The 25,139-nt window shown below is 73.2% G+C and carries 24 protein-coding genes; 12 read left to right on the top strand and 12 right to left on the bottom strand.

The window, feature by feature from the left end:
• Nucleotides 1-137: 137 nt before the first annotated feature.
• The 3 genes from AB6L24_RS17345 to AB6L24_RS17335 all read right to left on the bottom strand — a co-directional run bounded on the left by AB6L24_RS17345 (nt 138) and on the right by AB6L24_RS17335 (nt 5,290).
• Nucleotides 138-782: a maleylpyruvate isomerase family mycothiol-dependent enzyme gene (locus AB6L24_RS17345; RefSeq protein ID WP_405657203.1), complete on the bottom strand. Its 645-nt coding sequence runs from the start codon at nt 780-782 to the stop codon at nt 138-140.
• Between the two features lie 185 nt (nt 783-967).
• Nucleotides 968-3,232, bottom strand: coding sequence for an ATP-binding cassette domain-containing protein (locus tag AB6L24_RS17340; protein WP_405656236.1), 2,265 nt, complete (start codon nt 3,230-3,232; stop codon nt 968-970).
• A 150-nt stretch (nt 3,233-3,382) separates the two neighbouring features.
• Nucleotides 3,383-5,290: a PucR family transcriptional regulator gene (locus tag AB6L24_RS17335; protein WP_405656235.1), complete on the bottom strand. Its 1,908-nt coding sequence runs from the start codon at nt 5,288-5,290 to the stop codon at nt 3,383-3,385.
• A 256-nt stretch (nt 5,291-5,546) separates the two neighbouring features.
• On the opposite strand from AB6L24_RS17335, the gene AB6L24_RS17330 reads away from it, so the two are divergent.
• From AB6L24_RS17330 to AB6L24_RS17320, 3 genes are read left to right on the top strand one after another with little or no spacing between them, the layout of a single operon-like run.
• Nucleotides 5,547-6,392 (top strand): helix-turn-helix domain-containing protein, encoded by an 846-nt coding sequence (locus tag AB6L24_RS17330; protein WP_405656234.1) that lies wholly within the window; start codon nt 5,547-5,549, stop codon nt 6,390-6,392.
• Nucleotides 6,389-7,183, top strand: a complete 795-nt coding sequence (locus AB6L24_RS17325) for an SAM-dependent methyltransferase (protein ID WP_405656233.1) — start codon at nt 6,389-6,391, stop codon at nt 7,181-7,183. Before AB6L24_RS17330 ends, AB6L24_RS17325 begins: the two co-directional genes overlap by 4 nt.
• Entirely contained in the window at nt 7,180-8,706 is a 1,527-nt protein-coding gene (locus AB6L24_RS17320) for a helix-turn-helix domain-containing protein (RefSeq protein WP_405656232.1), read from the top strand. The genes AB6L24_RS17325 and AB6L24_RS17320 overlap by 4 nt, the downstream gene beginning before the upstream one ends.
• Before the next feature lie 69 nt (nt 8,707-8,775).
• On the opposite strand, the gene AB6L24_RS17315 is transcribed toward AB6L24_RS17320, so the two are convergent.
• Nucleotides 8,776-9,642: an alpha/beta hydrolase gene (locus AB6L24_RS17315; RefSeq protein WP_405657202.1), complete on the bottom strand. Its 867-nt coding sequence runs from the start codon at nt 9,640-9,642 to the stop codon at nt 8,776-8,778.
• Nucleotides 9,643-9,874: 232 nt separating this feature from the next.
• Here AB6L24_RS17315 and AB6L24_RS17310 point away from each other — a divergent pair, with 232 nt between their 5' ends.
• The 5 genes from AB6L24_RS17310 to AB6L24_RS17290 all read left to right on the top strand — a co-directional run bounded on the left by AB6L24_RS17310 (nt 9,875) and on the right by AB6L24_RS17290 (nt 14,837).
• A complete protein-coding gene (locus AB6L24_RS17310) occupies nt 9,875-10,537 on the top strand; it encodes a TetR/AcrR family transcriptional regulator (RefSeq protein ID WP_405656230.1) in 663 nt (220 codons plus the stop codon).
• A gap of 110 nt (nt 10,538-10,647) precedes the next feature.
• Nucleotides 10,648-11,262: a DUF2867 domain-containing protein gene (locus tag AB6L24_RS17305; protein ID WP_405656228.1), complete on the top strand. Its 615-nt coding sequence runs from the start codon at nt 10,648-10,650 to the stop codon at nt 11,260-11,262.
• 173 nt (nt 11,263-11,435) lie between these two features.
• Complete coding sequence (locus tag AB6L24_RS17300) at nt 11,436-12,608, top strand: trypsin-like serine peptidase (RefSeq protein WP_405656227.1); 1,173 nt, start codon at nt 11,436-11,438, stop codon at nt 12,606-12,608.
• A gap of 163 nt (nt 12,609-12,771) precedes the next feature.
• Nucleotides 12,772-13,233 (top strand): hypothetical protein, encoded by a 462-nt coding sequence (locus AB6L24_RS17295; RefSeq protein ID WP_405656226.1) that lies wholly within the window; start codon nt 12,772-12,774, stop codon nt 13,231-13,233.
• A 71-nt stretch (nt 13,234-13,304) separates the two neighbouring features.
• Nucleotides 13,305-14,837 carry a carboxylesterase/lipase family protein gene (locus AB6L24_RS17290; RefSeq protein WP_405656225.1) on the top strand — a complete coding sequence of 511 codons (1,533 nt, stop codon included), beginning with the start codon at nt 13,305-13,307 and terminating at the stop codon, nt 14,835-14,837.
• 7 nt (nt 14,838-14,844) lie between these two features.
• On the opposite strand, the gene AB6L24_RS17285 is transcribed toward AB6L24_RS17290, so the two are convergent.
• From AB6L24_RS17285 to AB6L24_RS17260, 6 genes are all read right to left on the bottom strand, one after another.
• The gene (locus AB6L24_RS17285; protein ID WP_405656224.1) at nt 14,845-15,852 is read right to left on the bottom strand and encodes an MASE1 domain-containing protein; all 1,008 of its coding nucleotides are present in this window, start codon (nt 15,850-15,852) and stop codon (nt 14,845-14,847) included.
• Between the two features lie 171 nt (nt 15,853-16,023).
• Nucleotides 16,024-16,791 carry an ABC transporter permease gene (locus AB6L24_RS17280; protein WP_405656223.1) on the bottom strand — a complete coding sequence of 256 codons (768 nt, stop codon included), beginning with the start codon at nt 16,789-16,791 and terminating at the stop codon, nt 16,024-16,026.
• Nucleotides 16,788-17,771: an ATP-binding cassette domain-containing protein gene (locus tag AB6L24_RS17275; protein ID WP_405656222.1), complete on the bottom strand. Its 984-nt coding sequence runs from the start codon at nt 17,769-17,771 to the stop codon at nt 16,788-16,790. Before AB6L24_RS17275 ends, AB6L24_RS17280 begins: the two co-directional genes overlap by 4 nt.
• 84 nt (nt 17,772-17,855) lie before the next feature.
• Nucleotides 17,856-18,521: a response regulator gene (locus AB6L24_RS17270; protein WP_405656221.1), complete on the bottom strand. Its 666-nt coding sequence runs from the start codon at nt 18,519-18,521 to the stop codon at nt 17,856-17,858.
• Complete coding sequence (locus tag AB6L24_RS17265) at nt 18,518-19,720, bottom strand: sensor histidine kinase (RefSeq protein ID WP_405656219.1); 1,203 nt, start codon at nt 19,718-19,720, stop codon at nt 18,518-18,520. Before AB6L24_RS17265 ends, AB6L24_RS17270 begins: the two co-directional genes overlap by 4 nt.
• A 42-nt stretch (nt 19,721-19,762) precedes the next feature.
• Nucleotides 19,763-20,680 (bottom strand): MerR family transcriptional regulator, encoded by a 918-nt coding sequence (locus AB6L24_RS17260; RefSeq protein WP_405656215.1) that lies wholly within the window; start codon nt 20,678-20,680, stop codon nt 19,763-19,765.
• A 96-nt stretch (nt 20,681-20,776) separates the two neighbouring features.
• On the opposite strand from AB6L24_RS17260, the gene AB6L24_RS17255 reads away from it, so the two are divergent.
• The 3 genes from AB6L24_RS17255 to AB6L24_RS17245 all read left to right on the top strand — a co-directional run bounded on the left by AB6L24_RS17255 (nt 20,777) and on the right by AB6L24_RS17245 (nt 22,688).
• Nucleotides 20,777-21,451, top strand: a complete 675-nt coding sequence (locus tag AB6L24_RS17255; RefSeq protein ID WP_405656214.1) for a molybdopterin-dependent oxidoreductase — start codon at nt 20,777-20,779, stop codon at nt 21,449-21,451.
• Between the two features lie 123 nt (nt 21,452-21,574).
• On the top strand, nt 21,575-22,141 hold the full coding sequence (locus tag AB6L24_RS17250; RefSeq protein WP_405656212.1) for a cysteine hydrolase family protein: 567 nt from the start codon (nt 21,575-21,577) through the stop codon (nt 22,139-22,141).
• A 4-nt stretch (nt 22,142-22,145) separates the two neighbouring features.
• Entirely contained in the window at nt 22,146-22,688 is a 543-nt protein-coding gene (locus AB6L24_RS17245) for a DUF1707 domain-containing protein (RefSeq protein ID WP_405656210.1), read from the top strand.
• A gap of 7 nt (nt 22,689-22,695) precedes the next feature.
• Here AB6L24_RS17245 and AB6L24_RS17240 read toward each other — a convergent pair whose 3' ends face one another.
• Complete coding sequence (locus tag AB6L24_RS17240; protein WP_405656209.1) at nt 22,696-23,130, bottom strand: TM2 domain-containing protein; 435 nt, start codon at nt 23,128-23,130, stop codon at nt 22,696-22,698.
• A gap of 186 nt (nt 23,131-23,316) precedes the next feature.
• A complete protein-coding gene (locus AB6L24_RS17235; RefSeq protein WP_405656208.1) occupies nt 23,317-24,096 on the bottom strand; it encodes a DeoR/GlpR family DNA-binding transcription regulator in 780 nt (259 codons plus the stop codon).
• Between the two features lie 148 nt (nt 24,097-24,244).
• Between AB6L24_RS17235 and AB6L24_RS17230 the strand changes: the two genes are divergently transcribed.
• On the top strand, nt 24,245-25,129 hold the full coding sequence (locus AB6L24_RS17230) for an SIS domain-containing protein (RefSeq protein WP_405656206.1): 885 nt from the start codon (nt 24,245-24,247) through the stop codon (nt 25,127-25,129).
• Nucleotides 25,130-25,139: the final 10 nt, after the last annotated feature.

Raw genomic sequence — 25,139 nt, 5'->3', positions numbered from 1 at the left:
TGACCTCGCAGGGGGCGCAGCTCTCGCCCGGGAATTTCGCGACAGTCACTGACACGAATGGCGTGATCACGTCGTTCCCGTCTGCCGCGCCACCCGGTCCCGTGCCGTCGCGCCACAAGGACGGGCGGCGTCCCGTGCTACAGCGCCGCCGCCAGGCGTTCGGCGCCCGGCCCGGACACGCCCGCGAGCCCGGCGGGCCTGCCGGTCGCCAGGAGCAGCAGGTCGCCCGCCGGGCCGCTGACCTCCTCCGCGCCGTCGCCCGTCGACCAGTCCGCGTCGGTGGCGATCAGGCGCAGGCCGCGCAGACGCTTGCGGGCGCCGTAGAACGGGCTGCCCACGACGTGGTCGAGAGCGGTGGCCGTCGGCTCCGGGGGCATGGTCCGCGTACGTCCGAGCGGGCGCGCGATGTCCTGCCCGTGGACGAGGAAGTCGACCAGGGGGTCCGCGGGGGCGGCCATGGGTGCCCGGCGGGGCGACGCGGCCGTCTCCCGGATCTGGGCGACGAGGTCGGCGGGCGGGAACGCGGCCGCCCGGCGCACGGCGAACTCGGCCTCCATGCGGTTCCAGTCACCCCGGGCGCGCAGGGCGCCGCCGAGCACCATGCGCCATGTCGTACGCGTCGACAGCGTCAGATGCGCGGCGACATCGCGCACCGTCCAGCCCTCGCAGAGCGAAGGCGCCTTCCACTCGGCGTCGTCGAGCTCCGCCAGGAGGTCGGCGACGCCGAGGCGCTCCGTCTCCACCCAGCCCAGAATCCGCTCCGCGTTCACGTTCGTGCCCATGGTCACGCCTCTCACCTCGAAGGCAGCAGGGCACCGGCGGCGCAGGACCGCCGGAACCTCTGCGCGGGAAGTGCAGGTATGACCACCCGACCGGCGAGAAGTGAGCGACCCGCTGGCGTGGCCTGGGTCACAGCGCGTGCGCGACGGGCGGGTCACGGTCGGCGACCCGCCCGCCGCGGCACCGATCAGGACCCGACGTACTCGCGCAGGTGACGGGCCGTCAAGGTGTCGCTCCCGGTGACCAGTTCGGCGGGGGTGCCGGTGAAGACGATCTCGCCGCCGTCGTGGCCGCCGCCCGGGCCGAGGTCGATGATCCAGTCGGCGTGGGCCATGACGGCCTGATGGTGCTCGATGACGATGACGGAGTTGCCGTCGTCGACGAGCCGGTCCAGGAGGGCGAGGAGCTTGTCCACGTCGGCCAGATGGAGGCCGGTGGTGGGCTCGTCGAGGATGTACGTGGAGGACTTCTCGGCCATGTGGATGGCGAGCTTCAGACGCTGCCGCTCGCCCCCGGAGAGCGTGTTGAGCGGCTGGCCGAGGCGCAGATAGCCGAGGCCGACGTCGGCGAGGCGGCCGAGGATGGTGTGCGGCTGGCCGGAGGGGAAGAAGTCGTACGCCTCGGCGATCGACATGCCGAGGACCTCGCTGATGTTCTTGCCGTTGAGGCGGTAGGTGAGGACCTCCGGTGTGAAGCGCTCACCCTGGCACTCCTCGCAGACGGAGGCGACGCCCTGCATCATCGCCAGGTCGGTGTAGACAAGGCCGAGGCCGTTGCACTTCGGGCAGGCGCCCTCCGAATTGGCGCTGAACAAGGCCGCCTTGACGCCGTTGGCCTTGGCGAAGGCGTTGCGGATCGGGGTGAGCAGGTTCGTGTACGTCGCCGGGTTCGAGCGGCGCGAGCCACGGATCGGGGACTGGTCGGCGACCACCACCCCGTCCTGCCCGGACAGATAGCCGTGGATCAGGGAGCTCTTGCCGGATCCGGCGACCCCGGTGACGACGGTGAGCACGCCGAGCGGCACGTCGACCGAGACGTCCTTCAGGTTGTGCGCGTCGGCGCCCTTGACGGCCAGGTGGCCCTTCGGGGTGCGGACGGTGTCGCGGAGCCGGGCGCGGTGGTCGAGGTGGCGGCCGGTGAGGGTGCCCGAGGCGCGCAGGCCCGCCACGTCGCCGGTGTAGCAGATCTCGCCGCCCGCGGTGCCCGCGCCCGGGCCGATGTCCACGACGTGGTCGGCGATCGCGACGACCTCCGGCTTGTGCTCGACGACGAGCACGGTGTTGCCCTTGTCGCGCAGCCGGAGCAGCAGGTCGTTCATGCGCTGGATGTCGTGCGGGTGCAGACCGATCGTCGGCTCGTCGAAGACGTACGTGACATCGGTGATGCTGGAGCCGAGGTGGCGCACCATCTTCACGCGCTGCGCCTCGCCGCCCGACAGGGTGCCTGAGGGGCGGTCGAGGCTGAGGTAGCCGAGGCCGATCTCGGTGAGCGAGTCGAGCAGGTCGAGGAGGTTGGCGAGCAGCGGGGCGGTGCCCGGGTCCTCGATGGAGCGGACGAAGTCGGCGAGGTCGTCGATCTGCATCGCGGAGCACTCCGCGATGTTCACGCCGTCGATCTTCGAGGAGAGCGCCTCCTGGGTCAGGCGGGTGCCCTCGCAGAGCGGGCATCGCCGGAAGACCACGGCACGGTCGACGAAGGCCCTGATGTGCGGCTGGAGTCCGTCGCGGTCCTTGGCGAGCCAGGTGCGCTGCATCTTGGAGACGAGGCCCTCGTACGTGAAGCCGTTCGAGCCGACCTTCACCTTGACCGGGCCCTTGTGCAGCAGGTCCGCCCACTCCTGCTCGGTGAAGTCCTTGAGCTTCTTGTCGGGGTCGTAGAAACCGGAGTTGACCATGATCTGCCAGCTCCAGGAGTCCACCGCGTAGTACGGGAGGGTCAGGGCGCCCTCGTTGAGGGACTTCTCGCGGTCGAGGAGCTGGTCCACGTCGACGGTCGAGACCTCGCCGGTGCCCTCACACTCGGGACACATGCCGTCGGGCAGATTGAAGCTGAACGCCCCGGACGTGCCGATGTTCGGCACGCCGAGGCGGCTGAAGATGATCCGCAGCATCGTGTACGCGTCGGTGGCGGTGCCGACCGTGGAGCGGGAGTTGGCGCCCATGCGCTCCTGGTCGACGACGATCGCGGCGCTGAGGTTGCGCAGCTCGTCGACGTCCGGGCGGCCCACGCTCGGCATGAACGACTGGATGAAGGCGGTGTACGTCTCGTTGATCAGGCGTTGCGACTCGGCCGCGATGGTGGCGAAGACGAGCGAGGACTTGCCGGATCCCGAGACTCCGGTGAACACGGTGAGGCGCCGCTTGGGCAGGTCGAGGGAGACGTCCTTGAGGTTGTTCTCCCGCGCTCCGCGGACCTGGATCAGGGTGTGGCTGTCGGCGGGGGTGACCTTCACGGGGGCTCCTTGTACGGCTCGCACAGCTGTCCGGCATGAATAGCGTACAGCGTACTCAGTCAGCGGCCACCACGCCTCTGTTTTTCGTGAGCCTCCCGTGCCGCGGTCCCCCCTCGCCCCCGTACGCCCCTTATGTCGCGGGTCCGGCGGTCACGTCGCCGGGACCAGGACGCCCCGGCTCTCCGCGATCTCGACCTTTCCGGTCGCGACGTACAGGGCGAACTGGAGGTCGCGCAGGCCGCCGAGGGAGCCGAGGTCCCGGGACATGTGCGCCTCCAGGGCCCGCAGATGGGAGCGCACGGTGGCCTCCGACAGGCCGAGCGCCCGCGCGGCCGGCTCCAGGTGCGCCTCGTGGGTGAGCCACACCGTGGCGGTCGTGATCAGGTCCCTGCGGTCGCCGCGGGCCGACCGCAGCAGGGTGTCCGCCCACGCCGTCACCTGGGGCGAGGACAGCAGGGAGTGGAGCGTCGGCGCGTAGGCGCCAGGCGTCATGGACCGCGCGGGCGGCTCCCGGTGCGTGACCAGTTCGAGCGCGAGGCCGACGGCTATCCGGTCGGCGACGGAGGCGAAGTCCACGCGCAGCGCCTCGGCGGCCCGGGCGACGCGGCGCGTGACGGTGTTGCGGTGCAGGTTCAGGCGCCGGGCGGCGACGGTGTAGGGGTGGGCGAGGGCCATCGACAAGGTCTCGCGCATCTGCTCCCACTGGCCGTCGTGGCGCATCAACGGGTCGAGCAGGCTCCTCGCCCACAGCTGCGCGTCCCGCGGCGGGAGCAGCCCGATCAGGTCCGTGTTCGGCGCGGACAGCGCGGCCGCGTCCGGCTGCAGCAGCGCGAACCCCTGGGCCGCGCTCGCCTCCCGGAGCGCGTCGGCGAGCAGGGACATGGAGTAGACACCGCTGCCGCCGACGGAGGCCTCGGCGCCCAGGGCGGCGACGAGCCGGGTGAGGTCGGCGCCCACGCCGTCGTCGGCCCGGCCGGGGCGGACCGGCTGCACGACCAGGATCCGGCGATCGGCGCGCGGGTCGGCGATCACCAGGGCGCGGCCCTCCGTGACGACCTCGCACCGGCGCACGGCGACGTCCCGGTGGGCGCAGGGCACGTCGACGACGAAGACCCGGACCGTGTCGGCGTCGAGGAGACCGGGCGCCTGGGCGGCGAGCACCCTGCGGGCCTTGTCCACCTCGCCGTCGAGGAGCAGCTCCACCGCCGCCCTGCGGGCCGCGCGGGAGGTCTCGGCGGCGGCGCGGTACTCCCGGCGCGCCTGGTCAAGGAGGCCGAGGAGTTTCGCGGCGTGCCCGAGCAGACGCACCTCGGCGTCGTCGAAGGGGGCCGTGCCGCGGGCGATGGCGAGGACCGTGCCCGCACCGCGCGCCGGGCCGAGGGAGATGAGCCGGGTGTGCGGACCCGTGGGGCGGCCGGACGCCGCCGCGTCGACGGAGCTGTGGATGATCGCCGGGGCCAGGGCCTCGGCGGCCGTGGCGGGCGAGGCGGCGAGCACCCGGTGCGGGTCGCTGACGAGGACCTGGACCTGGAGGGCGCGGGCGAGCCAGTCCGCGATGCGCTGCATGGCGCGGGGGTCGGCGAGTTCGGACGGCACCTGCTGCACCAGCGTGGTGAGCTGGCTGGCGCGCAGCTCGGCCCCGGCGAGGCGGCTCTCCTGGAGGCGGTGGCGCGTCTTGGCCCACTCCCGCAGCGGCGCGGTGGTCACGAGCACGGGCACGGAGAGCGCGTGGGACAGGTCACGGATCGCCTGGGGCAGCGGCTGGTGCGCGCCGGGCGCGAGGCTCACCACGAGGCCGGCGCAGGCGTCCAGGGCCAGCTGCTCCATGAGCGTCTCCAGGGCGACCTCCGCGCGGCCCCGGCCGCGGAACTGCAGCCCGGTGACCAGGACCAGGCACCCGGCGTCGAGGCGCCGCTGAGGCTCGCCCTCCAGCAGCTGCGACACGGTCAGGGCCGTCAGTCCGGCCACGCCGACGGCCTCGAAACGGGCGGCGTCGACACCTCCGGCGAAGGCCAGCTCCAGCTCCGCCCTGCCTGCCAGCATGCCCAGTGTCAGCACGTCATCTCCCCCTTCTGCCCGAGGAGTTGGTGATGTCCCTCGACGGGTCTCACAGCCGCATGGTGTGCCGACGCGCTCTCTCTCGGGCTCGCCGACACGTCAACTCCAGCCGAAGCAAGCTCAGGCAGTGCACGGCGACTTGACCGGTTTCCCGTCGGCTGTCGCCATGGACATACTCAAAGGGTTGCGCACACAGATTGCAAGCGACAAGGTGTGCACTGTCCGCAAATTGCGGAGAGTGCCGGAAGGAGCGTTCGTGGCCCGCGAAAGGTCTGGTCCGACCCTCGCGCATCTCGTTCTGGCCACCCGGCTCAAGAGCCTCCGCGAGGCGGCGGGACTCTCCCGCAAGCAGGCCGCCGACGCCCTCGGCGCCCACCCGGTCACGGTCCGCCGGATCGAGCAGGCCCAGACGTCCCTGGACGAGGGCCAGGTCCGCTCGCTCCTCGGGGCGTACGGGGCACCGGACGCGGAGATCGAGGAGTTCCTCGGTAAGCTCGCGACCGCCAACCTGCCCGGTTGGTGGCATCCCTGGCGCTCCGTCATGGACCCCTGGCAACTCGACCTGATGAGCGTGGAATCCGCGACCAGCATCATCCGTACCTGGGAGCCGGCCCTCGTCCCCGCCCTGTTACGCACGCGGGACTACGCCCGCGCCGTCGACGACGCCCTGCGGCCCGACCTCACCGCCGCCGCCAAGGAGGCCCGCACCGAACTCCTCATGGTGCGCCAGGAGCGGCTGCACACCCAGCAGACCCGGATCTGGGCGCTGATGTCGGCCGTGGCCCTGCACACCCGCGTCGGCAACGCAGGGGTCATGACCGAGCAGCTGACCGCGCTGCGCGCCGCCGCCGAACGGTCGGACGTGACCTTGCAGATCCATCCGCTGGACGGCCCCCCGCACGCCCTGACCGGCAAGCCGGCCATCACCGTCTACCGCGTCGAGGCACCGGAGATCCCCGACCGGGTGGTCCGCGAGGGCGGCCCGGTCGGCGCCGCCGACATCTGGGACGCGCCCACCACCGTGACCGACTACCGCCTGCTCCTTGACTACTCCTGCGCCACCGCCCTCCATCCCGACAAGTCGAAAGAGGCACTGTCATGACCGAGCCGACAGACCCCCTGCAGATCGACACCTCCGTCGCGCACAGCGCCCGGGTCTGGAACTACTGGCTGGGCGGCAAGGACTGGTTCCCCGCCGACCAGGCCGCGGGTGACGCCTACCGCGACAAGTACCCGATGATCGAGCCGATGGCCCGGGAGTCCCGCGGCTTCCTCATACGCAGCGTCAACTGGCTCGCCCGGGAGGCGGGCATCAGGCAGTTCCTGGACGTCGGCGCCGGGCTGCCCACGGCCAACAACACCCATGAGGTCGCCCAGCGCATCGCGCCCGACTGCCGGGTGGTGTACGTCGACCACGACCCCCTCGTCCTGCTGCACGTCCACGCGATGCGCAAGAGCACGCCCGAGGGCGCGATGGACTACGTACTCGCGGACATGCGGGACACCGACGCCGTCCTGGAGGGCGCCGCCAAGACCCTGGACATGACCCGGCCCATCGCCTTAGTGATCAATGACGTGCTCGGCCACATCGTGGACTGGGACGAGACGCTGTCGCTGGTGCGCCGGCTCATCGCCCGGCTCCCCTCGGGCAGTTATGTGTCGCTGAGCCACTCCACCGCCGCCGACGAGCGGCACCGGGAGGTCCAGGAGGAGTACAACAACTCCGGCGCGATCCCCTACATCTTCCGGGAGCCGGAGCAGACGGTCGCCTTCTTCGACGGCCTCGAGCTCGTCGAGCCCGGCTATGTGTCCTGGCCCAACTGGCGACCCGACGCCACCACCGGCCGGCTCACCGAGCGGGCCGGGTGGGGCGGGGTCGCCCGGATCTCATGACGACCGGTGGCACGGGCCGCCCGCAGCACCTCGCGGCGCCCGCGCCCACTCCCCCGGCGCCGGACCCGGCGGGCCAGTGGGTGCAGCGGCTCACGCGGGCGGCGGCACGCTCCGGCGCCGTCCTCATCGCCGAGACCGCCGCGCTCGCCGACGGCTGGGCCGCCCTCGTGGACCCCTCGGTCGGCGCCGTCCACAGCACCCCCCGTACCGCGGGCCCCGACGGCGAGCGCGCCGCCGCCCACCCGCAGACCCATCCGCACCTCACCGTCCGGCACGTGGGCGACGCCTCCGGTTCCGTCCTGGTCGTCGGCCCCGGGCGGGCGCCGCACGCCCACGTCGCCCTGATCGCCCAGGCCACCGCCGACCTGCTGCGGGTACGGGCCCGGCGGGCGGACGACGTGCGCGGCACCGAGCAGCGGCTGCACGCCGCCGTGCTCAACCTGCTGCTGCACGGCCAGCACGCCCTGGCCGCCTCCGTCCTGGGCGACGGCGGCGCGACGCACGCGACCGTGTACCGCCTCACCGGGCGCACCGTGCACGCCGCCTACCAGTCCCTGTGGCGGGCGGCGCAGCCCGGCGCGTTCCTCGGCGGTCCCCGGATGCTGGTCTGTCTCGACGGGACGGAGCTGGTGGCCGTCGCCCGCCACGGCGCGCACGGCGACCACACGTCGGCGCGCACCCTCGTCGCGCGCATCGCCGAACGGCACCAACTGACGGGGGGCGCGGCGGAACCCGCGCCGCTGGACATGTTCGCCACCGCCTGGTCGGAGGCCGGTGCCGCCCGGCACAGCGTCACCGCGGGCCGTCTCGCCGCCGCGAGCGGCCTCGGCGCGGAGGGGCTGCTCCGGGTCGTGCCGGGCGACCGCCTCGGCGCCTGGTCGGCGGCCGTGCTGCGGCCCCTGGACCGGGAGCAGCGCCGGACCCTGGAGGCCTGGCTGCGGTCGGGCTCGGCGCAGACGGCCGCGCCCGCGCTCGACGTGTCCGAGGGGACGGTGCGCGCGCGGCTGCGGACGGCGGGGAGCCTCCTGGCCGTCGATCTCGACCACCCCACCGTGCAGGCGCAGTTGCTGCTCGCGCTGCGCGCCCCGGCCGCGCCCCTGCCCGGGCAGGCCGCCGCCGCCCCGACGACCGCTCCGGTGCTTCCGGTCCCGCCGGTGCGGGCGACCGCGCCGACCAGGCTGCGCACCGACCCTGCGCTGCCCTCCGGTCTGCTCGGCCCGCAGGACGCGGCCCGGTGGGCGTCCGGGCTGCTCGAACCGCTCGACACCCGCTTCCGCATCACGCTCCGGTGCTGGCTGCGGCACCGGGGCCGCACCGCGCCCGCGGCCGCCGAGCTGGGGCTGCACCGGTCCACCCTCACGGCCTGGCTGGCCGAGTGCGGCAAACTCCTGGACCTGGAGCTGTCGTCGACGACGACCAGGAGCGAACTGCACCTGGCCGCCGAGACGATCGCCACCCCCGCCGACACACCGGCGGCGCTGCCGCGCCGCGGGGGCAGGACCTATCGAGGGGCACGGCAGTAGGGCTTTTCGGCAACGCGGCGAGCGTGCGTGCCAGACGCCGCGACGCCGCGCCGACCCATCGGACAGGCCCTAGGACCCGGCGGCGGCCAGGGGCGCGGCGAGCCCGCCGAGGACCCGGGCCGCGGGGGCCGGGTCGGTCAGCCACTTCAGGTGGCTGCCCGCCAGGTCGCGGACGTCGTACGGGTTGTCCGGGGTCAGCGCGTCGCCCTCGCGGATCAGCCGGTCCTGGAGGGCGAGCGGCAGGCTCGTGTCGTCCGTGAGCCGCACGTAGGTCTTCGGGATCCGGCCCCAGGTCTCGGCCTGCGCCCGGTCGGCGGAGGTGCCGACGTCCAGGTTCTCGTCGGGCTGGAAGGTGTTCAGGAAGGTCAGGAACTCCTCGTCGGTGCCGTCGGCGAGGAAGGCCGCCTTGAACGCCGCCAGCGCGTCCGGGTCCGCGGTGCGGAAGTTGACGCGGAGCAGGCCGAGTTCGGCCGGGTTCCCGGCCATCGCCAGGGCCATCGACGCGGCGTCGACCGAGGCCATCTCCGGCTCGGCGTAGTAGTCGCCGACGTTGAGGAGGACCGGGCACCAGGCGGAGACGTAGACGATGCGGTCGATGAGGTCCGGTCGCGCGTTGGCCGCGGCGGTCGCCGTGACGCCGCCGCGGCTGTGCGAGACGAGTATCACGGGGCCGTTCCGCTTGGCCCGCTCCAGGATCCCGATCAGGTGCGCGACGTTGTCGGCGAGCGTGACGCCCTTGATCCCGCCGGGCGCGGTGGCGAGCCCTTCGGAGTCCTGCGGCGCCTGGTAGGCGCGGGTGTAGGTGGCGGCGAAGCCGTGGCCGGGCAGGTCCACGGCGACCGAACGGTGGCCGAGGAGGCCGAGTTCGGCCTGGAGCGGCGCGAAGGAGAAGGAGTTCGCGAAGGCTCCGTGCACCAATACGAAGGTCGGCTGCATCTGTGTGCTCACTTTCTGGCCCCCCATGGCGTCGAACGGGCGGCCGCACGCCCGACACCGGGAAAACTGGTTTCCGGTTCCGATGGCGCACCCTACCTGCGCGTTTCCACGGGGAGCACCCCTCTGAAGAAACATACACACGCGCATGTATGGTTGCTCCCGGAGGAAGGGCAACCGGCCTCCGTACAGCAGGACTTCGACCATCCGGTGCGACGAACCGAGCGGAGCAGTCATGCGGACCCCGGACGCGCGGGACGAGGCACGGCCCCGGCCGGCCGCCACGGACGGCACCGGCCGCCCTCGCCCCACCCAGGCCGACCGCAGCGCGCGCTCGCGCACCGCGCTGCTCGAGTCGGCCGCGCGGGGCCTGTCCCGCCACGGCTACGGCCATCTCAAGCTGGAGCAGGTGGCCCGCGAGGCCGGGTACACACGCGGCGCGCTCTACCACCAGTTCAAGGACAAGCAGGATCTGGCCCTGGCCGTGTGCGCGTGGTTCCGCGAGACGTACTGGCACGAGGTGGCGCGCTTCGTCGAACAGGAGCCGGACCCCGTGGCGGCGCTGCTCACCCTCGCCCGCGGTCACGCCGTCTTCTGCCGACGGGACGTGGCGCGCGTGCCGATCGCGCTGCGCCTGGAGTTCAGCGGCCGGGACCATCCCGTCGGGCGCGAGGTCGAGCGGAACTACGACACGCTCCTCACCCGCGTCGCCGGTCTCATCGACGCGGGGCGCGCGGCGGGCGCGATTCCGCCCGGCCGACCGACCCGGAACCTCGCGCTCGCCTTCGTCGGCGCGCTCGAGGGCACCGTGATCGCACTGGCGGGCCGGCCCCCGGACGACGAGCTGTTCGCGGCCCGGGCCGTCGCGGGCGTGCTCGGCGTCGCTCTCCCGCCGTAGCGGGCACGCCCACGCGCGCCCGCGCCCCCGCGCCCCCGCGCCCCCTCTTAGGCCCCGCGGACCCAATCCCTCGACGTCACCGACACACCGAGCAGACGGAGGTTCCACGCATGAGGCTCCCCAACACCGCGCACACGTCCCGGCCCTGGCGGATCCACGAGGTCACGCCGGACTTCCGTCTCTACGACGTGTGGGCCCTGCCGACGCCGGGCGGCCCCGACGACTTCCCGCACCTGGTGCGGCAGACCACGAAGGGCGACACCTCCGACAACCCGTCCCGGATCGCCCGCGTGCTCTTCGCGATCCGCTGGAAGCTCGGGAGGCTCTTCGGCTGGGACAAGGCCGACGCCGGGGTCGGCTCCCGGGTGGCGACGCTGCGGGACCGGCTGCCGGACGACCTGCGCGACGGACCCTTCGGGCCGGAATTCGACCGCCTCCCCTTCCGCTCGGTCTTCCTGACGGACGACGAGTGGGCGTCGGAGATGAGCAACCGGACCATGCACGGGGTGATGCACATGAGCTGGGTCCCCGACGGCAAGGGCGGCCACCGCGGCCAGATGGCCGTGCTCGTCAAGCCCAACGGCCTGTTCGGGAAGGCCTACATGGCCGCCATCGCACCGTTCCGGCACCTGCTCGTCTACCCGCCCCTGATGCGGGGCATCGCCGCCGAGTGGCGCGCCGATCCACCCCGAGGGGCCGAGCCCGCGGCGCCGGACAGGTCCTAGTTCGCGTCAGTGGCGTCCCGGCGGGCCGGAGCGATGGTTCAAGCCGGGACGACCGCTGGCCGGTACGCCTCTCACGTCTTGTCATGTCCACACCTACCTTGGTGTGTCGAAGCGGTCGCGCGCAGCGTTCCGCTTCCGGCCGATCCAACGGCCGACCCACCAAGGAGGCAACCGTGTTGAGACGCATCATCGTGGCCGCCGCTCTCGTGGCCACGACCGTCCTGGTCCCCGTCGCGCCGACGGCGGCGGGCGACGCCTCGCTGCCACGCGCCGAGGCCGCCCCGATCCCCACCGTCGGCGAGGAGAAGGCGGTGGATCTCGCGCTCGGCTCGTCCGGGAGCCCGTCCCGGCAGGAGATCCGGCACCCCGGAGCGGCGTACGTCAAGGTGCACTTCGCCCGGCTCGACCTCGCCCCCGGCGACTACGTGACCGTGGCGGACCCGACCCGGCGCGAGGTGCACACCTACCACGGCGACCCGACGCGCGGGTCCGCCGCGCGCGACGACGCCGGATTCACCCGGCACGGCCGCGCCGGCTTCGCCGCGATGTCGGTCGACGGCGACACCGCCGTGATCACCCTGCACACCCGCGGCAAGCGAGGATCGACGGCCGCGATCGACGGCTACTGGCGTGGCTACGGCGAGACGGAGATCACCGCCAGGAACCCGCGCAGCGTGTGCGGCGCCGACGGCCGCAGGGACGCGGTCTGCTACCGCACCAGCCATCCCGCGCAGTACGCAGCGTCGCGCGGCGTGGCCCGCATGCTGAAGAACGGCGGCGGCTGGTGCACGGCCTGGCGCGTGGGCCGGGGCAACCACATGATGACCAACAACCACTGCGTGAAGAACCAGGCCGAACTCGACACCATGGAGGTGCAGTTCGACTACGACTGCGCGACCTGCGGCGGCAACAACCCGCGCCCCGGCACCAAGGTCGGCGCGAACGCCCTGCTCCGCACCTCGCCCGCGCTCGACTTCTCGCTGTTCAGCGTGGACAACTTCGACCAGATCACCCAGTTCGGCACCCTGTTCCTCGAGCCCCGCGCGCCGATCGCGGGCGAGCGGGCCTACATCGCCGGCCACGGCGACACCAAGCCGAAGCGCATCTCCCTGTTCGAGGAGAACGACGGCGGCGCCTACTGCGGGATACGCGCCCCCCAGCTCGGCACGGAGGACGTCGGGTACAACTGCGACACCTCCGGCGGCAACTCCGGCTCCCCGGTCCTCGCCGCTTCCTCGCACAAGGTGATCGCCCTGCACTGGGGCGGCTCCTGCCCGAACAACGTGGGCACACGCATGGACAAGATCTATCCGCAGATCCAGGACCTGGTGGACAACCGCCCCTAGCCGCCCCCGGCCGCGCCTGCCGGACCGCGGCACTCCGCGGTCCGGCACCTGGCCGGAACAAGCCGGTGCCCCGCACCTTCGGGGTTGAGGACGAGCACGGTCCCAGGAGTTACTTGGTCCAACAGCTCCGGGCGCGACTCGCCCTGCCAGCAAGGGACTTCACATGAACCTCCGCCTCGCCGCCCCCGCCGTCACCGCGGCCCTCGCCATCGCCCTGGGCGGCCTCGCGCTCACCCCCACCGCCGCCGCCTCCCCCACCTCGCCCACCGTGTCCCCCGCGTCCGCCTCGTCCGCCTCGTCCGTCCCCTCCGTCAAGGACGCCCCCGCCTTCGACGCCTCGGGTACCTGGGGCGTCACCCAGAGCAACGGGTTCCACCCCACCGTCCACGTGACCCAGGACGCCCTGGGGAAGCTCAGCGGCACCGCGTCGTACGGCGGCACGACGGGCACCTTCGAGCAGGGCTTCGTGGACGGGACCTACATCGAGTTCGTCATCGCCTGGAGCAACGGCAGCAAGGGCCGCTACATCGGCTCCCTCGGGGCCGACCGCCGCCTCGGCGGGGTGGGCACCGACCTGGCCCATCCGGAGAGCCAGGCAACGTGGGCGTCGAACCGGACGTTCTGAGACGGAACCCGTGCTCCAGGACCTGACCCGCGAGGTGTCGGCGGGAGTTCCCCGAGGGAAGGAAGACCGGCGTGACTGATTCTGACGCTGAGGGTGTGTCCGACGTCCGTACGGAGTGCGGAACGGTCCGCGGGCGACGGGAAGGCGGGGTGACGGTCTTCCGGGGGATCCCGTACGCGCGGCCGCCGGTCGGGGCGCTGCGGCTCGCGGCGCCGGCGCCCGCCCTGCCGTGGGAGGGCACGCGGCACGCCGACGCCTTCGGCGAGTCCCCGCCGCAGTCCCGGGCCTTCGGCCCCTTGGGCGGGCCCGAGGGCGACGCGGGGACCGGGGACTGGCTGACGGTGAACGTCTGGACGCCCGACCCGGGCGCGGCGCGGCTGCCCGTGCTCGTGTGGATCTACGGCGGGGTCTATCTGTTCGGCACCAGCGCGGGACCGACCTACGACGGCACGGCGCTGGCCCGGCGCGACACGGTGGTCGTCACCTTCAACCACCGCGTGGGCGCGGAAGGGTACGGGCACTTCGAGGGTGCGGTGCCCAACCGCGCCCTGCTCGACCAGGTGGCCGCGCTCCAGTGGGTGCGGGACAACATCGCGGCCTTCGGAGGCGACCCGGACCGCGTGACGGTCTTCGGGGAGTCCGCGGGCGCGGGCGCGATCGCCGCGCTCCTCGCCATGCCCCGCGCGGCCGGGCTCTTCCACCGTGCGGTGGCGCAGAGCGTGCCGGGGCCCTTCTACACCACGGCGCTTGCCGCAGACATCGGGACCGCCGTCGCGGCCGAGCTGGGAACGGCGCCCACGGCGGCCGAGGTGGCCGCGGCGACCCCCGAGGCGCTGCGGGACGCGGCCGACGCCGTCCTGCACAAGATCACCCAGCACGAGCCGCGGTGGGGGCTCGCCGCACGCGCGCGGATACCGTTCGCACCCGTGGTCGACGGCGAGGTGCTGACGCGCTCGCCCTGGGAGGCGCTCCGGGCGGGCGCGAGCGCCGACGTGACGCTGCTGGCCGGTCACACCCGGGACGAGACACGGCTGTTCACCGCGCTGTCGGGTCAGCTCGGCCTGGTGACCCCGGAGGAGGCCGCGGACACCGTGGCGTGGTTCGCCCCCGGGGACGCCGGCCGGCGCGCCTACCTCGCGGGGCCGGCGGCGGCCGACCCGACCGCGCTGCGGGACCTGGTGATGACGGACTGGCTGTTCCGGATGCCCAGCCTCCATCTGGCCGAGGCGCACATCGAGGGCGGCGGCACCGCGTACGCCTACGAACTCGCCTGGGAGGCGACCGGTCTGGGAGGCGCACTCGGCGCCTGCCACGCGCTCGACGTGCCGCTCGTCTTCGGCTCGCTGCACGACGGGATCGGAACGCTGCTCCTGGGCGAGGAACCGTCGGAGGAGGCCGTCGCGCTCTCGGACCGGATGGGGGCCGCGTGGACGGCGTTCGCCGCGACCGGCGACCCGGGCTGGGCCCCGTACCGGACGCGGGAGCGGCTGACCCGCGTCTTCGACGCGGAACCGCACACGGCTCCCTACCCGGCGGAGGAATCCCGTCTGATCTGGGCGGAGCATGTGTTCGCCACGCTCGATGCGGCCCCGGCGGCGGACTGACGGCGGGTCAGGGCACGTCCTTGGGCGGGGCCTCGGCCTGCCTCACCCGGGGCAGCTCCTTGAAGAGCGTCAACTGCGGTAGCAGTTCGGAGAGTTGGAGGTGGACGCGGGCGAGCTGTTCGTGGCCGCGGTTCCGCTCCGCGACGACCGTGGCGAGGACCAGGGAGGTCAGGGCGGCGGAGCCGTTCAGGGCCTGCAGGACGAGCATGCGCGTCGCGACGTCGTGCCCGGCGAACGGGCCGGTGCCCGCGGCGGCCGCGGGCACGGCGAGCACGGACACCAGAAGCGCGCAGGCCACGCCACCGACGATCTGGAAGCGGTAGGCGGCCCAGATGAGGAACGGGAAGACCAGGAACGACAGATTGAGGGACGTGCGCGTCGCGAGCAGTGTGACCGCGGCCGCGGCCGCCACGAGGGCCGCCGCCTCGGCCCAGCGCGCCACGGGGATCCGCCGCGGCCACGAGGAGCCGAAGAGCACCAGGAGCAGCGGGGTGACGAGGAGGACCCCCATCGCGTCGCCCGTCCACCACACCGACCAGGTCGCCCACACGCGGTCCGGGCGCAGCGCGCCGGTGCCCGCCAGGACCGCCGTGCCGACGGTGGCGCTGACCAGCATGCCGGTCAGCGCGCCCAGGAAGACCAGGGACAGCGTGTCCCGCAGCGCCATGAGCGTCGGGCTGAAGCGGACCTGGCGCAGCAGCAGGACCGCGCACACGGGGGCCAGCGTGTTGCCCGCGGAGATGCCGACGAGCGCCCAGAGGGACGGCCCGAAGGGCCAGTTGACGAGAACGGCGCCGAGCGCGATCGCGGGCCACACGCGCAGCCCCCACAGCAGCAGCGCGGCCACGGCGATCCCGGTCGGCGGCCACAGGGGCGTGACCTGCCCGCGCACCACTTCCAGGAGCAGTCCGCAGCGGCCCGCGGCGTAGTAGGCCGCCGCCACGGCGGCCAGGCGCAGGATGCGGTCGGTGTGGTGGCCGAGCGGGTCGGACGCGCTGCACCGCAGTGCCAACATGGGCTCCGGGGATGTGCTGCCGCCGGGCGGGGACCGAACCGGCGCTGTTCGTACGGGATGTGAGGATTCCACGCCGGCGCCCCTGTGAACCGTACTTCCCCACAATGCGTCGACCCGTCGCGGTTCGGCACGTACGGCGAAGTGACGCGCCGGGTCGACGGACCGGTACGTTCACACGTCGCGCCGCCGCAGGCGCCAGGCGGCGAGGACGAGGAGCAGCGCGCTGTAGGCCGTCACCAGGGCCAGGGAGGGCCAGGCGCCCAGGGAGCCCACCGCCTCCGGTCCGGCGTCGGAGGTCTGGGTCAGCTTCTCCAGCGCGGCGGTCGGGGAGGCGCCCGCGATCCACCGGCGGGCGTCGCCGAAGAGGGGGCCGAACAGGGAGGGCAGCAAGAGGACGGCGACCACGGTCGTCACCGAGCCGACGGAGGCCCGCAGCAGGGTGCCGATCGCGAGGCCCAGGACACCGACGACGGCGAAGAGCGCGGCGATCCCGAACAGCGCGGGCAGCGGTTCGCCGCGTGCGTACGCGCCGTCCTCCAGGATCGCGCCGCCGAGCAGGTACGCCACGGCGCAGGAGACGAACGCGACCCCGTACAGGAGGACGGCGAGCAGGACCGCCTTGGCCAGGAGGACCCGGTCGCGGCGGGGGACGGCGGTGAACGTGCTGGTGACGGTGGCGGCGGCGTACTCGCCGCACACGGTCAGGGCTCCCACCACGCCCGCGATCATCAGGGACACGATGCTGAGGGTGAGGCTGCCGCCGAGGACCGTGTCGTCGGGTTGCAGGCTGCCGCTGACGCCGACGAAGACCGCGCCCGCCACGGTGACCAGACCGGTCGCCGCCATGGTCCAGCGGGTCGAGCGGAGGCCGGCGAACTTCGTCCATTCGAAGGCCAGGGCCGCACGGAAGCCGGGTGTCCGGCCGGTGAGGGTGCTCATCGCGCCGCTTCCTTCCCGTGGGAGGTCGTGTCGGAGGTCGTGCCGGGGACCATGTCTGCGCCCAGGTCGGAGGCGGCTCCCCGGTACTCGACCGAGGACCGGGTCATGGCCGTGTAGACGTCCTCCAGGGAGGAGAAGACCGGGGTCAGCTCGTGCACGGCCAGGTGGTGCGCGCGGGCCAGCTCGCCGATCTCGGCGGGCGGGATGCCGACGGCGCGCCAGCCGCCCCGCGCGTCCAGGCGCACCTCCGCGCCGTGCGCCTCCAGCAGGGCGCGCAGGCGCTGTGCCTCGCCGTCGGAGGTCCGCACCCGGGTGCCGCCCTGCGAGTGGTCCTCGATGAACGTCCGCATGCCGGTGTCGGCGAGCAGCCGTCCCTGTCCGATGACGATGAGCCGGTCGGCGGTCAGCTCCATCTCGCTCATCAGATGGCTGGAGAGGAAGACGGTGCGGCCCTCGGCGGCGAGCCGTTTGAGAAGGTCGCGGATCCAGCGGATGCCTTCGGTGTCGAGCCCGTTGACCGGCTCGTCCAGGATGAGGACCGCCGGGTCGCCGAGCAGCGCGGCGGCGATGCCGAGCCGCTGGCCCATGCCCAGGGACAGGCCCTTGGCCCGCCGGTCCGCCGCCTTCTCCAGGCCGACCTCGCCGAGGACCTCGTCCACGCGCCGCCGGGGCAGGGCGTTGGAGCGGGCCAGGCCGAGCAGGTGCCCGCGCACGGTGCGCCCGCCGTGCACCGCGCGCGCGTCCAGGAGCGAGCCGACCTCGCGCAGGGGCGCGGCGAGGCGGTCGTAGCGGTGTCCGTCGACGGTGACGGTGCCCGCGCTCGGGGCGTCCAGGCCGAGGATCGCGCGGATGGTGGTCGACTTGCCGGCGCCGTTGGGGCCCAGGAAGCCCGTCACCACGCCGGGTCGTACCGTGAAGGTCAGCCGGTCGACGGCGGTCCGCGCGCCGTACCTCTTGGTCAGTTCCCGTGCTTCGATCATGCGGCCGACGCTACGGACGCCGGACGGCCCGGACATCCGCCGTGGGGAGTCGGCCGCTACTCCCCCGGGAGCAGCCGCTCGGTGTCAGCCCTCGCCGGGCCGCACCAGGCCGGTCTCGTACGCGAGCACGACCAGTTGGGCCCGGTCGCGGGCGCCGAGCTTGGTCATGGTCCGGCTGACGTGGGTCTTCGCGGTGAGCGGAGACATCAGCAGGCGGGTGCCGATCTCGTCGTTGGACAGGCCGCGTCCGACGAGCGCGAGCACCTCGCGCTCGCGGTCGGTCAGCGGCGCGAGCCGTTCGCGGGCCTCGGCCCGCGGGCCCTGCAGCCGGGCGAACTCCTCGATGACGCGCCGGGTCACGGCGGGCGCGAGCAGGGAACGCCCCGCCGCGACCGTGCGGATGGCTTCGCGCAGATCGTCGGGGTCGACGTCTTTCAGGAGGAAGCCGGCCGCGCCGGAGCGCAGGGCGTCGAAGACGTACGCGTCGGCCTCGTAGGTCGTCAGGACGAGGACGCGGACGCCGTCCAGGGAGGGCTCGGCGACGATGCGGCGGGTGGCCTCCAGGCCGTCGACGCCGGGCATGCGGATGTCCATGAGCACGACGTCGGGCCGGGTGGTGCGGGTCAGCTCGACCGCGGCCGCCCCGTCGGCGGCCTCGGCGACCACCACGAGATCGTCCGTGAGGTCGAGCAGCGCGCGGAAGCCCGCCCGGACGACGGTCTGGTCGTCGGCGAGCACGACCCGGATCACGGCGCCTCCAGGGGAAGCACGGCACGTACGCGCCAGCCACCGCCCGGAACCGGGCCCGCAGCGGCACTCCCGCCCGCCGCCGTGGCCCGCTCCCGCACGCCGATCAGGCCGTAGCCCCCGGTGGCGGCGGCCCGCGCGGGCGTTCCGTCGTCGGTGGCCTCCACGATCAGGGCGTCCCCGTCCGGGCGGCCCGCCGCCAGGACGACCGAGACGGCGACGTGCCGGGCCTCCGCGTGCTTGATCACGTTGGTCAGTGCCTCCTGGACGATCCGGTACGCCGCCAACTCCACCATCTGCGGCACCTCCCGGCCACCGGTGTCCACGTGCAGCGACACCTGGAATCCCGCTCCCCGCACCCGCTCCACCAGGTCCGCGAGGCGTTCCAGGCGGGGCGCGGGCCCGCGTTCGGGCTCCTTTCCCTCCCGCAGCACGCCGACCGTGGCCCGCAGCTCCCGTACCGCTTCCTTCCCCGACGCCCGCACCTGCCGCATGGCGTCGCGCGCCACATCCGGCCGCTTGTCCAGCGTGTCAAGGGCCAACCCCGCCTGCACGGTCATCGCCGACACGGTGTGCGCCACCACGTCGTGCAGCTCCCGGGCGATCCGCACCCGTTCCTCGCGCACCTTGCGCCGGCCCTCCCGCTCCCGCTCGGCCTCCGCGCGGACCGCCCGCTCGGCGTACTCCGCGAGGAGTTCCGCGCGTCCGCGGACCACTTCGCCCAGGAGCAGCGGTACGAGCGGCCAGAGCATCTCCAGGAGGGGCGCCCCCTGGGGCTGCGCCACGTCGATGCCCGCGACCACCGACACGACGCCCGATGCGAGCGCGGCGACGGCCCCCGCCTTCAGGGTCCGGCGCCGGTCGCCGCGCACGGCGAGCGTGTACAGCGCCACCATCACCGGCAGGTTCAGGAGCTCCCCGATGTGCCCGTACAGCGCCCAGCCCGCGCACGCCGCCCCCGTGACGACGCTGACGGCCACCGGCCACCGGCGGCGCACGAGGAGCGCCGCGACGGAGACGCCGAACAGGAGCCAGGTCAGCCAGTCGGCCTGGCGGTAGGAGGGGTCGTTGACCGCCGCGTCGGCGCCGGTGAGCGCCGCGACCACGGCCGCCACCGCGAGGTCCGTCGTGAGCGGGGACGGCGGCCGCAGGGGCCGGGGGACGCGGCGCGGGCCGGGGTGAGCGGGGCTCGGAGAGGGCACGTTCGAAACGATAGGCCGCCGGTCGGCGGCCCGTGTACGCCCTCAGGAGTACGCGTCCCCGGGCCCGCTGTCGCAGCCGTACTCGGCGATGACGCCCTCCGCGAGCCAGCAGTGCGTCTGCCCCAGACTCGGCCCGGGGGCGGTGGTGAGGGCGTCCAGGTGCTGCCAGTAGCGGCGGACCAGGGGCACGGTGGTCCGTACGCCCGCGGCCATGAAGGCACGGAAGTCGGCGGTGTCGTCCATGTCGAGGGCGCGGGCGCAGGCCCGGCAGAAGGCGTCGAGCGCCTCGCACCTGTGCGGTGCGCGCCCGGCGGCGACGGCGGGCGCGGCGCCGTCCGAGGCGTCGAGCAGCGCCGCGTACATCGATGCCTTGTCCCGTACGTGGGCCGCGGCCCAGTAGTCCAGGAACGCGGGCTCCGCGACGAGCAGGTGCAGTTCGGCGTAGGCCAGCACGGCGTCGGGGGTGGGGTCGAGCGGCAGCTCGGGGACGGCCTGCGCGGTGACGGCGGCGGCCAGGCGCGGCGGCAGGCTCGCGGGCAGGGCGCGCTGCCACGCCCGGGTGAGGTCGGCGGTGTCGTGGGGCCGCCGCTGCACCCGGGCCAGCAGGCGAAGTCGTCGCAGCCGCTCCGGTCCTTGGCACTCCGCGAGCGCCCGCAACGCCGCCTCCCGCCACCGCAGTTCCGCCAACTGTGTGCGGGTGCTGTCCAGTTGCTCGGCCACCAGGTCGCCGAGCCCCGACTCCCCCGTCGCCACTTCGGTGATGGCGGCGATCGGCACGCCCAGCGCGCGCAACTGCCGTACCAGCCGGAGTTGTTCGAGCGCCTGCGGCGGATAGCGGCGGTGGCCTCCCTGGCTGCGCGGGGCCGTCGGCAGGAGGCCGATGTCGGTGTAGTAGCGGATGGCCTTCACCGAAAGGCCCGTGCGCCGGGCGAGTTCTCCGATCGACCAAGTGCCGTGCATCCCAGCCCCTTGAATCTCCCGTGCGGTGGAGGTCCTAGCGTACGAAGCACCGGACCAGGCTTCCCTCGGACCGAGCCGCACGCATTGGAGGAGCTCATGGTGCTTCCCCCGGGCCAACGTGCCGTCGCCGGATTCCCGCGCTTCGGCACCCACCTCCATCATCCGCCGCCGCCCGTCCCCGCCGACCCGGTGATCACGATGGCCGGAGCCCTGGCCAAGGACGTCACCCTGTCCGTGGCCGACCTCGCACTGCTGCCACGACAGGAGGTGGCGGCCGACTTCCACTGCGTCGCCGGATGGTCGGCGACCGGCCTGCGGTGGGAAGGAGTCACATTCGGGGCCGTGTACCGCGCCCGGGTCGAGCCGCTGCTCGCGTCGGACGCGGCCGTCAGCCACGTCGTCTTCGAGGGGCTCGACGGCCACCGGTCGGTCGTGTGGCTGGAGGACGCCCTGGCCGACGACGTCCTCATCGCCGACCGGCTCGACGGGCGGCCGCTCGACAGCGACCACGGTGCTCCGGTGCGGCTGGTCAGCCCCAGTCAGTACGGCTTCGTCAGCACCAAGCATCTCTGCCGCGTCGAGTTCCACACGTCCCGGCCCCCGGACCCCGACCGGTGGTCGCTCATCGCGGCGCACCGCAGGGCGAGGGTCTGGCAGGAGGAACGGCACCGGCGCCTTTCGGGTCGCTTGGTGCGCCCGGTGTACCGGACGCTGATCCGGCCGATCCGCGCGCTCAGCGCGCGAGGCAGTCGGACCGGGACGCAGGGATAGCGCTCGCGCAGGTCGGGGCGCAACGAGCGGGCTCCGGAGGGGTTTTCACGTCCCGTTAGGATTCGATCATTCGAACCCCCCGGCCCGTCGCGCATCCGAACCGACCTCGTTCCTGGAGACGACATGAGCAGCGCCCTTCTCGTGATGGACGTCCAGCAGGCCATCGTGGACCTCGTCGACGACGGCTCCGGGTATGTGCCACGGGTGCGCAGGGCGATCGACGCGGCCCGGGCCGCGGACATCCCCGTGATCTACGTGGTGATCGCGTTCCGCCCCGGCTTCCCGGAAGTCGGCACGCGCAACAAGCCCCTCGCGGCCATCGCGCAGGCCGGTCTCTTCGTCGAGGGCGCCCCGGGCACCGAGATCCACCCCGGGGTCGCGCCGCGGCCGGGCGACGTGGTGGTCACCAAGAGGCGGGCGAGCGCGTTCTCGGGCAGCGACCTCGACGTGGTCCTGAGGGCACGCGGCATCGACGGCCTCGTGGTCGCCGGCATCGCCACCAGCGCCGTGGTGCTCTCGACCGTGTGCCAGGCCAACGACCTGGACTTCGGCCTCACCGTCCTGTCCGACGCCTGCCTGGACCCCGACCCGGAGGTGCACCGGGTGCTCGTGGAGCGGCTGTTCCCGCAGTGGGCGGACGTCGTCACCGTTGACGACTGGGTCAAGTCGACGGCACCGACGCTATCGTGATCGCATGTCGTCCGTGCCAGAGAATGTATCGCCACGGGTCACAGAAGTTGACCGTGACTCCGCCGTTCAGCGCCTGCAAGAGGCATTCGCCGAGGGGGTGATCCCTCAGGACGAGATGCACGCGCTGCTCCAGACCGCGCTGACCGCCACGACCCAGGCAGAGTTGGCGTCGGCCCTGGCGTCGCTGCCCGCCGAGGACACGGGACCGACAGTGGTCGTGAACGCCGCCGGCGGGCTGATCCACCGGCGCGGCAGGTGGCACGTCCCACGGAACTTCAAGGTCACCTCCCGGATGGCGAAGGTGTACCTGGACCTGTCGCGGGCGGTCGTCGAATACCCCGTGGTCAACATCGAGTTGCATCTGGGGTACGGCTGGGCCCGGATCATCGTGCCGCCCGACGCGACGGTCGACTACGAAGAGCTGACCGCCGAGTGGAAGCAGCCGCTCTACAAGGCGCCCCAGCACAGCGGCACCAAGGGGCCGCGCGTCCGGATCCTCGGGACCATGGGGCACGGCCGGTTGCGCGTGAAGCACGGCCGCGGCTGAGACGGTCTCAGCCGCGCAGGACGCGGCCCTCGGCGTCGGTCTTGCCATTGCTGGCGATCATGAGGATCCCGTCGAAGAGGGACCAGACGCCGAGCCCGCCCAAGGTGATGAGCTGGCAGACGGCCATGCGGTTGTGGCCGGTGTAGAAGCGGCCGATGCCGAGGGGGCCCAGGACGATCGAGAGCGCTCCTGCCACGATCTTGGACTTGTCGGAGTAGGGCCGCCCGAACGGGTCGTAGCCGTACGGGGCGTTGGTGTCGGGTGCGCCGCCGGGTGCGCCGACGCCCGGGGCCGCGCCCGGCCGGGGTGCCGGAGCGGCGCCCGACTGGGGTGCCGGAACCGTGCCCGGCCGGGGCGTGCCGGCGGGGTCACCACTGGACTCCGCCTGGCCCAACTGCTTGATTTCCTGGCCGTATTGGTTCTTCGGGACCGGGTGGCTCACGAGTGTGTTCCTCCGAGCGATCGTGGTGGGGGACTGTACCCGTCGCGAGGGGCATCACCCTGGGAACCCCCGTGCCGCAGTGACAGATCCTGACCATGCTCGTCATAGGGAGTGCCAGTTGTCCAGTGCAGTTTTGGCCGCTTGCGGCATGATCTTTGCCGCGATCACTGACGCCCTCCGCACAACCTATGCCGTGACGACCGACACTCCCGCGTCCACGAACCGCGCGGCCATGTCCGCCGGGACCGCCGTGTCGGTCACGAGTGTGTCCACGCGTCCGGTCTCGCAGATGCGCGCGAACGCGCGGCGGCCGAGCTTCGTCGCGTCGGCCGCGACCACGACCCGCGTGGCGCTCTCGCACAGCAGCCGGTTGATGGCCGCCTCGTCCTCGTCGTGCGCGGTCGCTCCGTGCGCCACGTCGAAGGCGCCGACGCCGAGCACCGCGACGTCCATCGTGATCTGCCCGAGCACCCCGCCGGCCAGCGGGCCCGTGAGCTCGTAGGACTGCGGGCGGGCCACCCCGCCCGTCACCACGATCTTGAACTGCGGTCGCACGGCCAGCTCGTTGGCGATGTTGAGGGCGTTGGTGACGACGGTCAACGCCGGTGAGCCGGTGGCCAGTTCGGGCCGCAGGGCGAGCGCCCGCGCGACCTCCGTGGTCGTCGTGCCGCCGGTCAGGCCGACCGCCTCACCGGGGGCGATCGCATCAGCCACCGCCTTGGCGATCCGCTGCTTCTCCGAGGCCTGCCGGGCGGTCTTGTAGCGCAGCGGCAGCTCGTACGAGACGCCGTGGACCACCGCGCCGCCCCGGGTGCGCACCAGCATCTGCTGCTCGGCGAGCTGGTCGAAGTCCCGGCGGATGGTCGCGGCCGAGACGCCGAGCTCCGTCGCCGCCTCGTCGACGTCCAGGCGCCCCCGGTCGACCAGCAGTTCAAGGAGCGCCTGCCAGCGGGCATCGCGCGACATCCGCACCCTCCACTCCGTTCCCACTCACTGTCCGTAATGACTTTAACCCACCAGTGAATGCTTGATTGTGATTGAAACATGGCTATAGATTGCAGAAAACTGCATCCTGGCGCCGAGGGGCGCCCGACCTCCAGGGTGGAAACCGGCCATGAGCCATGCCGAGAACGAACTGACGACCCAGCCCGAGTGCTGGATCCGCGCCGCCGACCTCGCGGTGCGCCACAAGGACGCGCTGGCCTCGCCCGGCGAGCGGGTCGCCGTGGTGGGCTGCGGGACCTCCTTCTTCATGGCGCAGGCCGTCGCCGCGCTCCGCGAGGACGCGGGCCTCGGCGAGACCGACGCCTTCGCCGCCTCCGAGTTCCCCGCGGCGCGCTCCTACGACCGGGTGATCGCCCTGACCCGGTCCGGCACCACGACCGAGGTGCTCGACCTGCTCGCACGGCTGCGCGGCGGCGTCCGCACCACCGCGATCACCGCCGACCCCGAGACCCCGGTGATGCGCGCCGCGGACGACCTCGTGGTCCTGGACTTCGCCGACGAGCAGTCCGTCGTCCAGACCCGGTTCGCCACCACCGCCCTGACGCTGCTCCGCGCCCACCTCGGACTGCACACCGAACAGGCCGTCGCCGACGCCCGCACCGCGCTCGCCGAGCCGCTGCCCGCGGGGCTCGTGGAGTGTTCCCAGTTCACGTTCCTCGGCAAGGGCTGGACCAACGGCCTCGCACAGGAGGCCGCGCTGAAGATGCGCGAGGCGTCGCTGTCCTGGACCGAGGCGTACCCGGCGATGGAGTACCGGCACGGCCCCATCAGCATCTCCACCGACACCACCGCGACCTGGATGTTCGGCGAGGCGCCGACGGGGCTCGCCGAGGAGGTCCGGGCGACCGGCGCGCTGTGGGTCGAGGGCGGCCTGGACCCGCTGGCCGAACTCGTGCGCGCCCAGCGCCTGGCCGTCGCGGTCGCCGCCCACCGGAACCTCGACCCGGACCGGCCGCGCCATCTGCGTCGCTCCATCGTCCTCGACACCCCCTGACCGGGACGGA

Source organism: Streptomyces sp. RK9, from assembly GCF_045070545.1.
In the GTDB taxonomy this organism is placed as follows: Bacteria; Actinomycetota; Actinomycetes; order Streptomycetales; family Streptomycetaceae; genus Streptomyces; species Streptomyces alboflavus.
Note: the sequence above shows the minus strand (reverse complement) of the source record. Positions and strands in the feature narration are given on the sequence as shown.

Bases quoted from the DNA above. Each gene is read 5' to 3' on its own strand.
- AB6L24_RS17345 (WP_405657203.1), bottom strand. From the start codon at position 782: ATGGGCACGAACGTGAACGCGGAGCGGATTCTGGGCTGGGTGGAGACG.
- AB6L24_RS17325 (WP_405656233.1), top strand. From the start codon at position 6,389: ATGACCGAGCCGACAGACCCCCTGCAGATCGACACCTCCGTCGCGCAC.
- AB6L24_RS17320 (WP_405656232.1), top strand. From the start codon at position 7,180: ATGACGACCGGTGGCACGGGCCGCCCGCAGCACCTCGCGGCGCCCGCG.
- AB6L24_RS17315 (WP_405657202.1), bottom strand. From the start codon at position 9,642: ATGCAGCCGACCTTCGTATTGGTGCACGGAGCCTTCGCGAACTCCTTC.
- AB6L24_RS17310 (WP_405656230.1), top strand. From the start codon at position 9,875: ATGCGGACCCCGGACGCGCGGGACGAGGCACGGCCCCGGCCGGCCGCC.
- AB6L24_RS17305 (WP_405656228.1), top strand. From the start codon at position 10,648: ATGAGGCTCCCCAACACCGCGCACACGTCCCGGCCCTGGCGGATCCAC.
- AB6L24_RS17295 (WP_405656226.1), top strand. From the start codon at position 12,772: ATGAACCTCCGCCTCGCCGCCCCCGCCGTCACCGCGGCCCTCGCCATC.
- AB6L24_RS17285 (WP_405656224.1), bottom strand. From the start codon at position 15,852: ATGTTGGCACTGCGGTGCAGCGCGTCCGACCCGCTCGGCCACCACACC.
- AB6L24_RS17280 (WP_405656223.1), bottom strand. From the start codon at position 16,791: ATGAGCACCCTCACCGGCCGGACACCCGGCTTCCGTGCGGCCCTGGCC.
- AB6L24_RS17275 (WP_405656222.1), bottom strand. From the start codon at position 17,771: ATGATCGAAGCACGGGAACTGACCAAGAGGTACGGCGCGCGGACCGCC.
- AB6L24_RS17260 (WP_405656215.1), bottom strand. From the start codon at position 20,680: ATGCACGGCACTTGGTCGATCGGAGAACTCGCCCGGCGCACGGGCCTT.
- AB6L24_RS17255 (WP_405656214.1), top strand. From the start codon at position 20,777: ATGGTGCTTCCCCCGGGCCAACGTGCCGTCGCCGGATTCCCGCGCTTC.
- AB6L24_RS17250 (WP_405656212.1), top strand. From the start codon at position 21,575: ATGAGCAGCGCCCTTCTCGTGATGGACGTCCAGCAGGCCATCGTGGAC.
- AB6L24_RS17245 (WP_405656210.1), top strand. From the start codon at position 22,146: ATGTCGTCCGTGCCAGAGAATGTATCGCCACGGGTCACAGAAGTTGAC.
- AB6L24_RS17235 (WP_405656208.1), bottom strand. From the start codon at position 24,096: ATGTCGCGCGATGCCCGCTGGCAGGCGCTCCTTGAACTGCTGGTCGAC.
- AB6L24_RS17230 (WP_405656206.1), top strand. From the start codon at position 24,245: ATGAGCCATGCCGAGAACGAACTGACGACCCAGCCCGAGTGCTGGATC.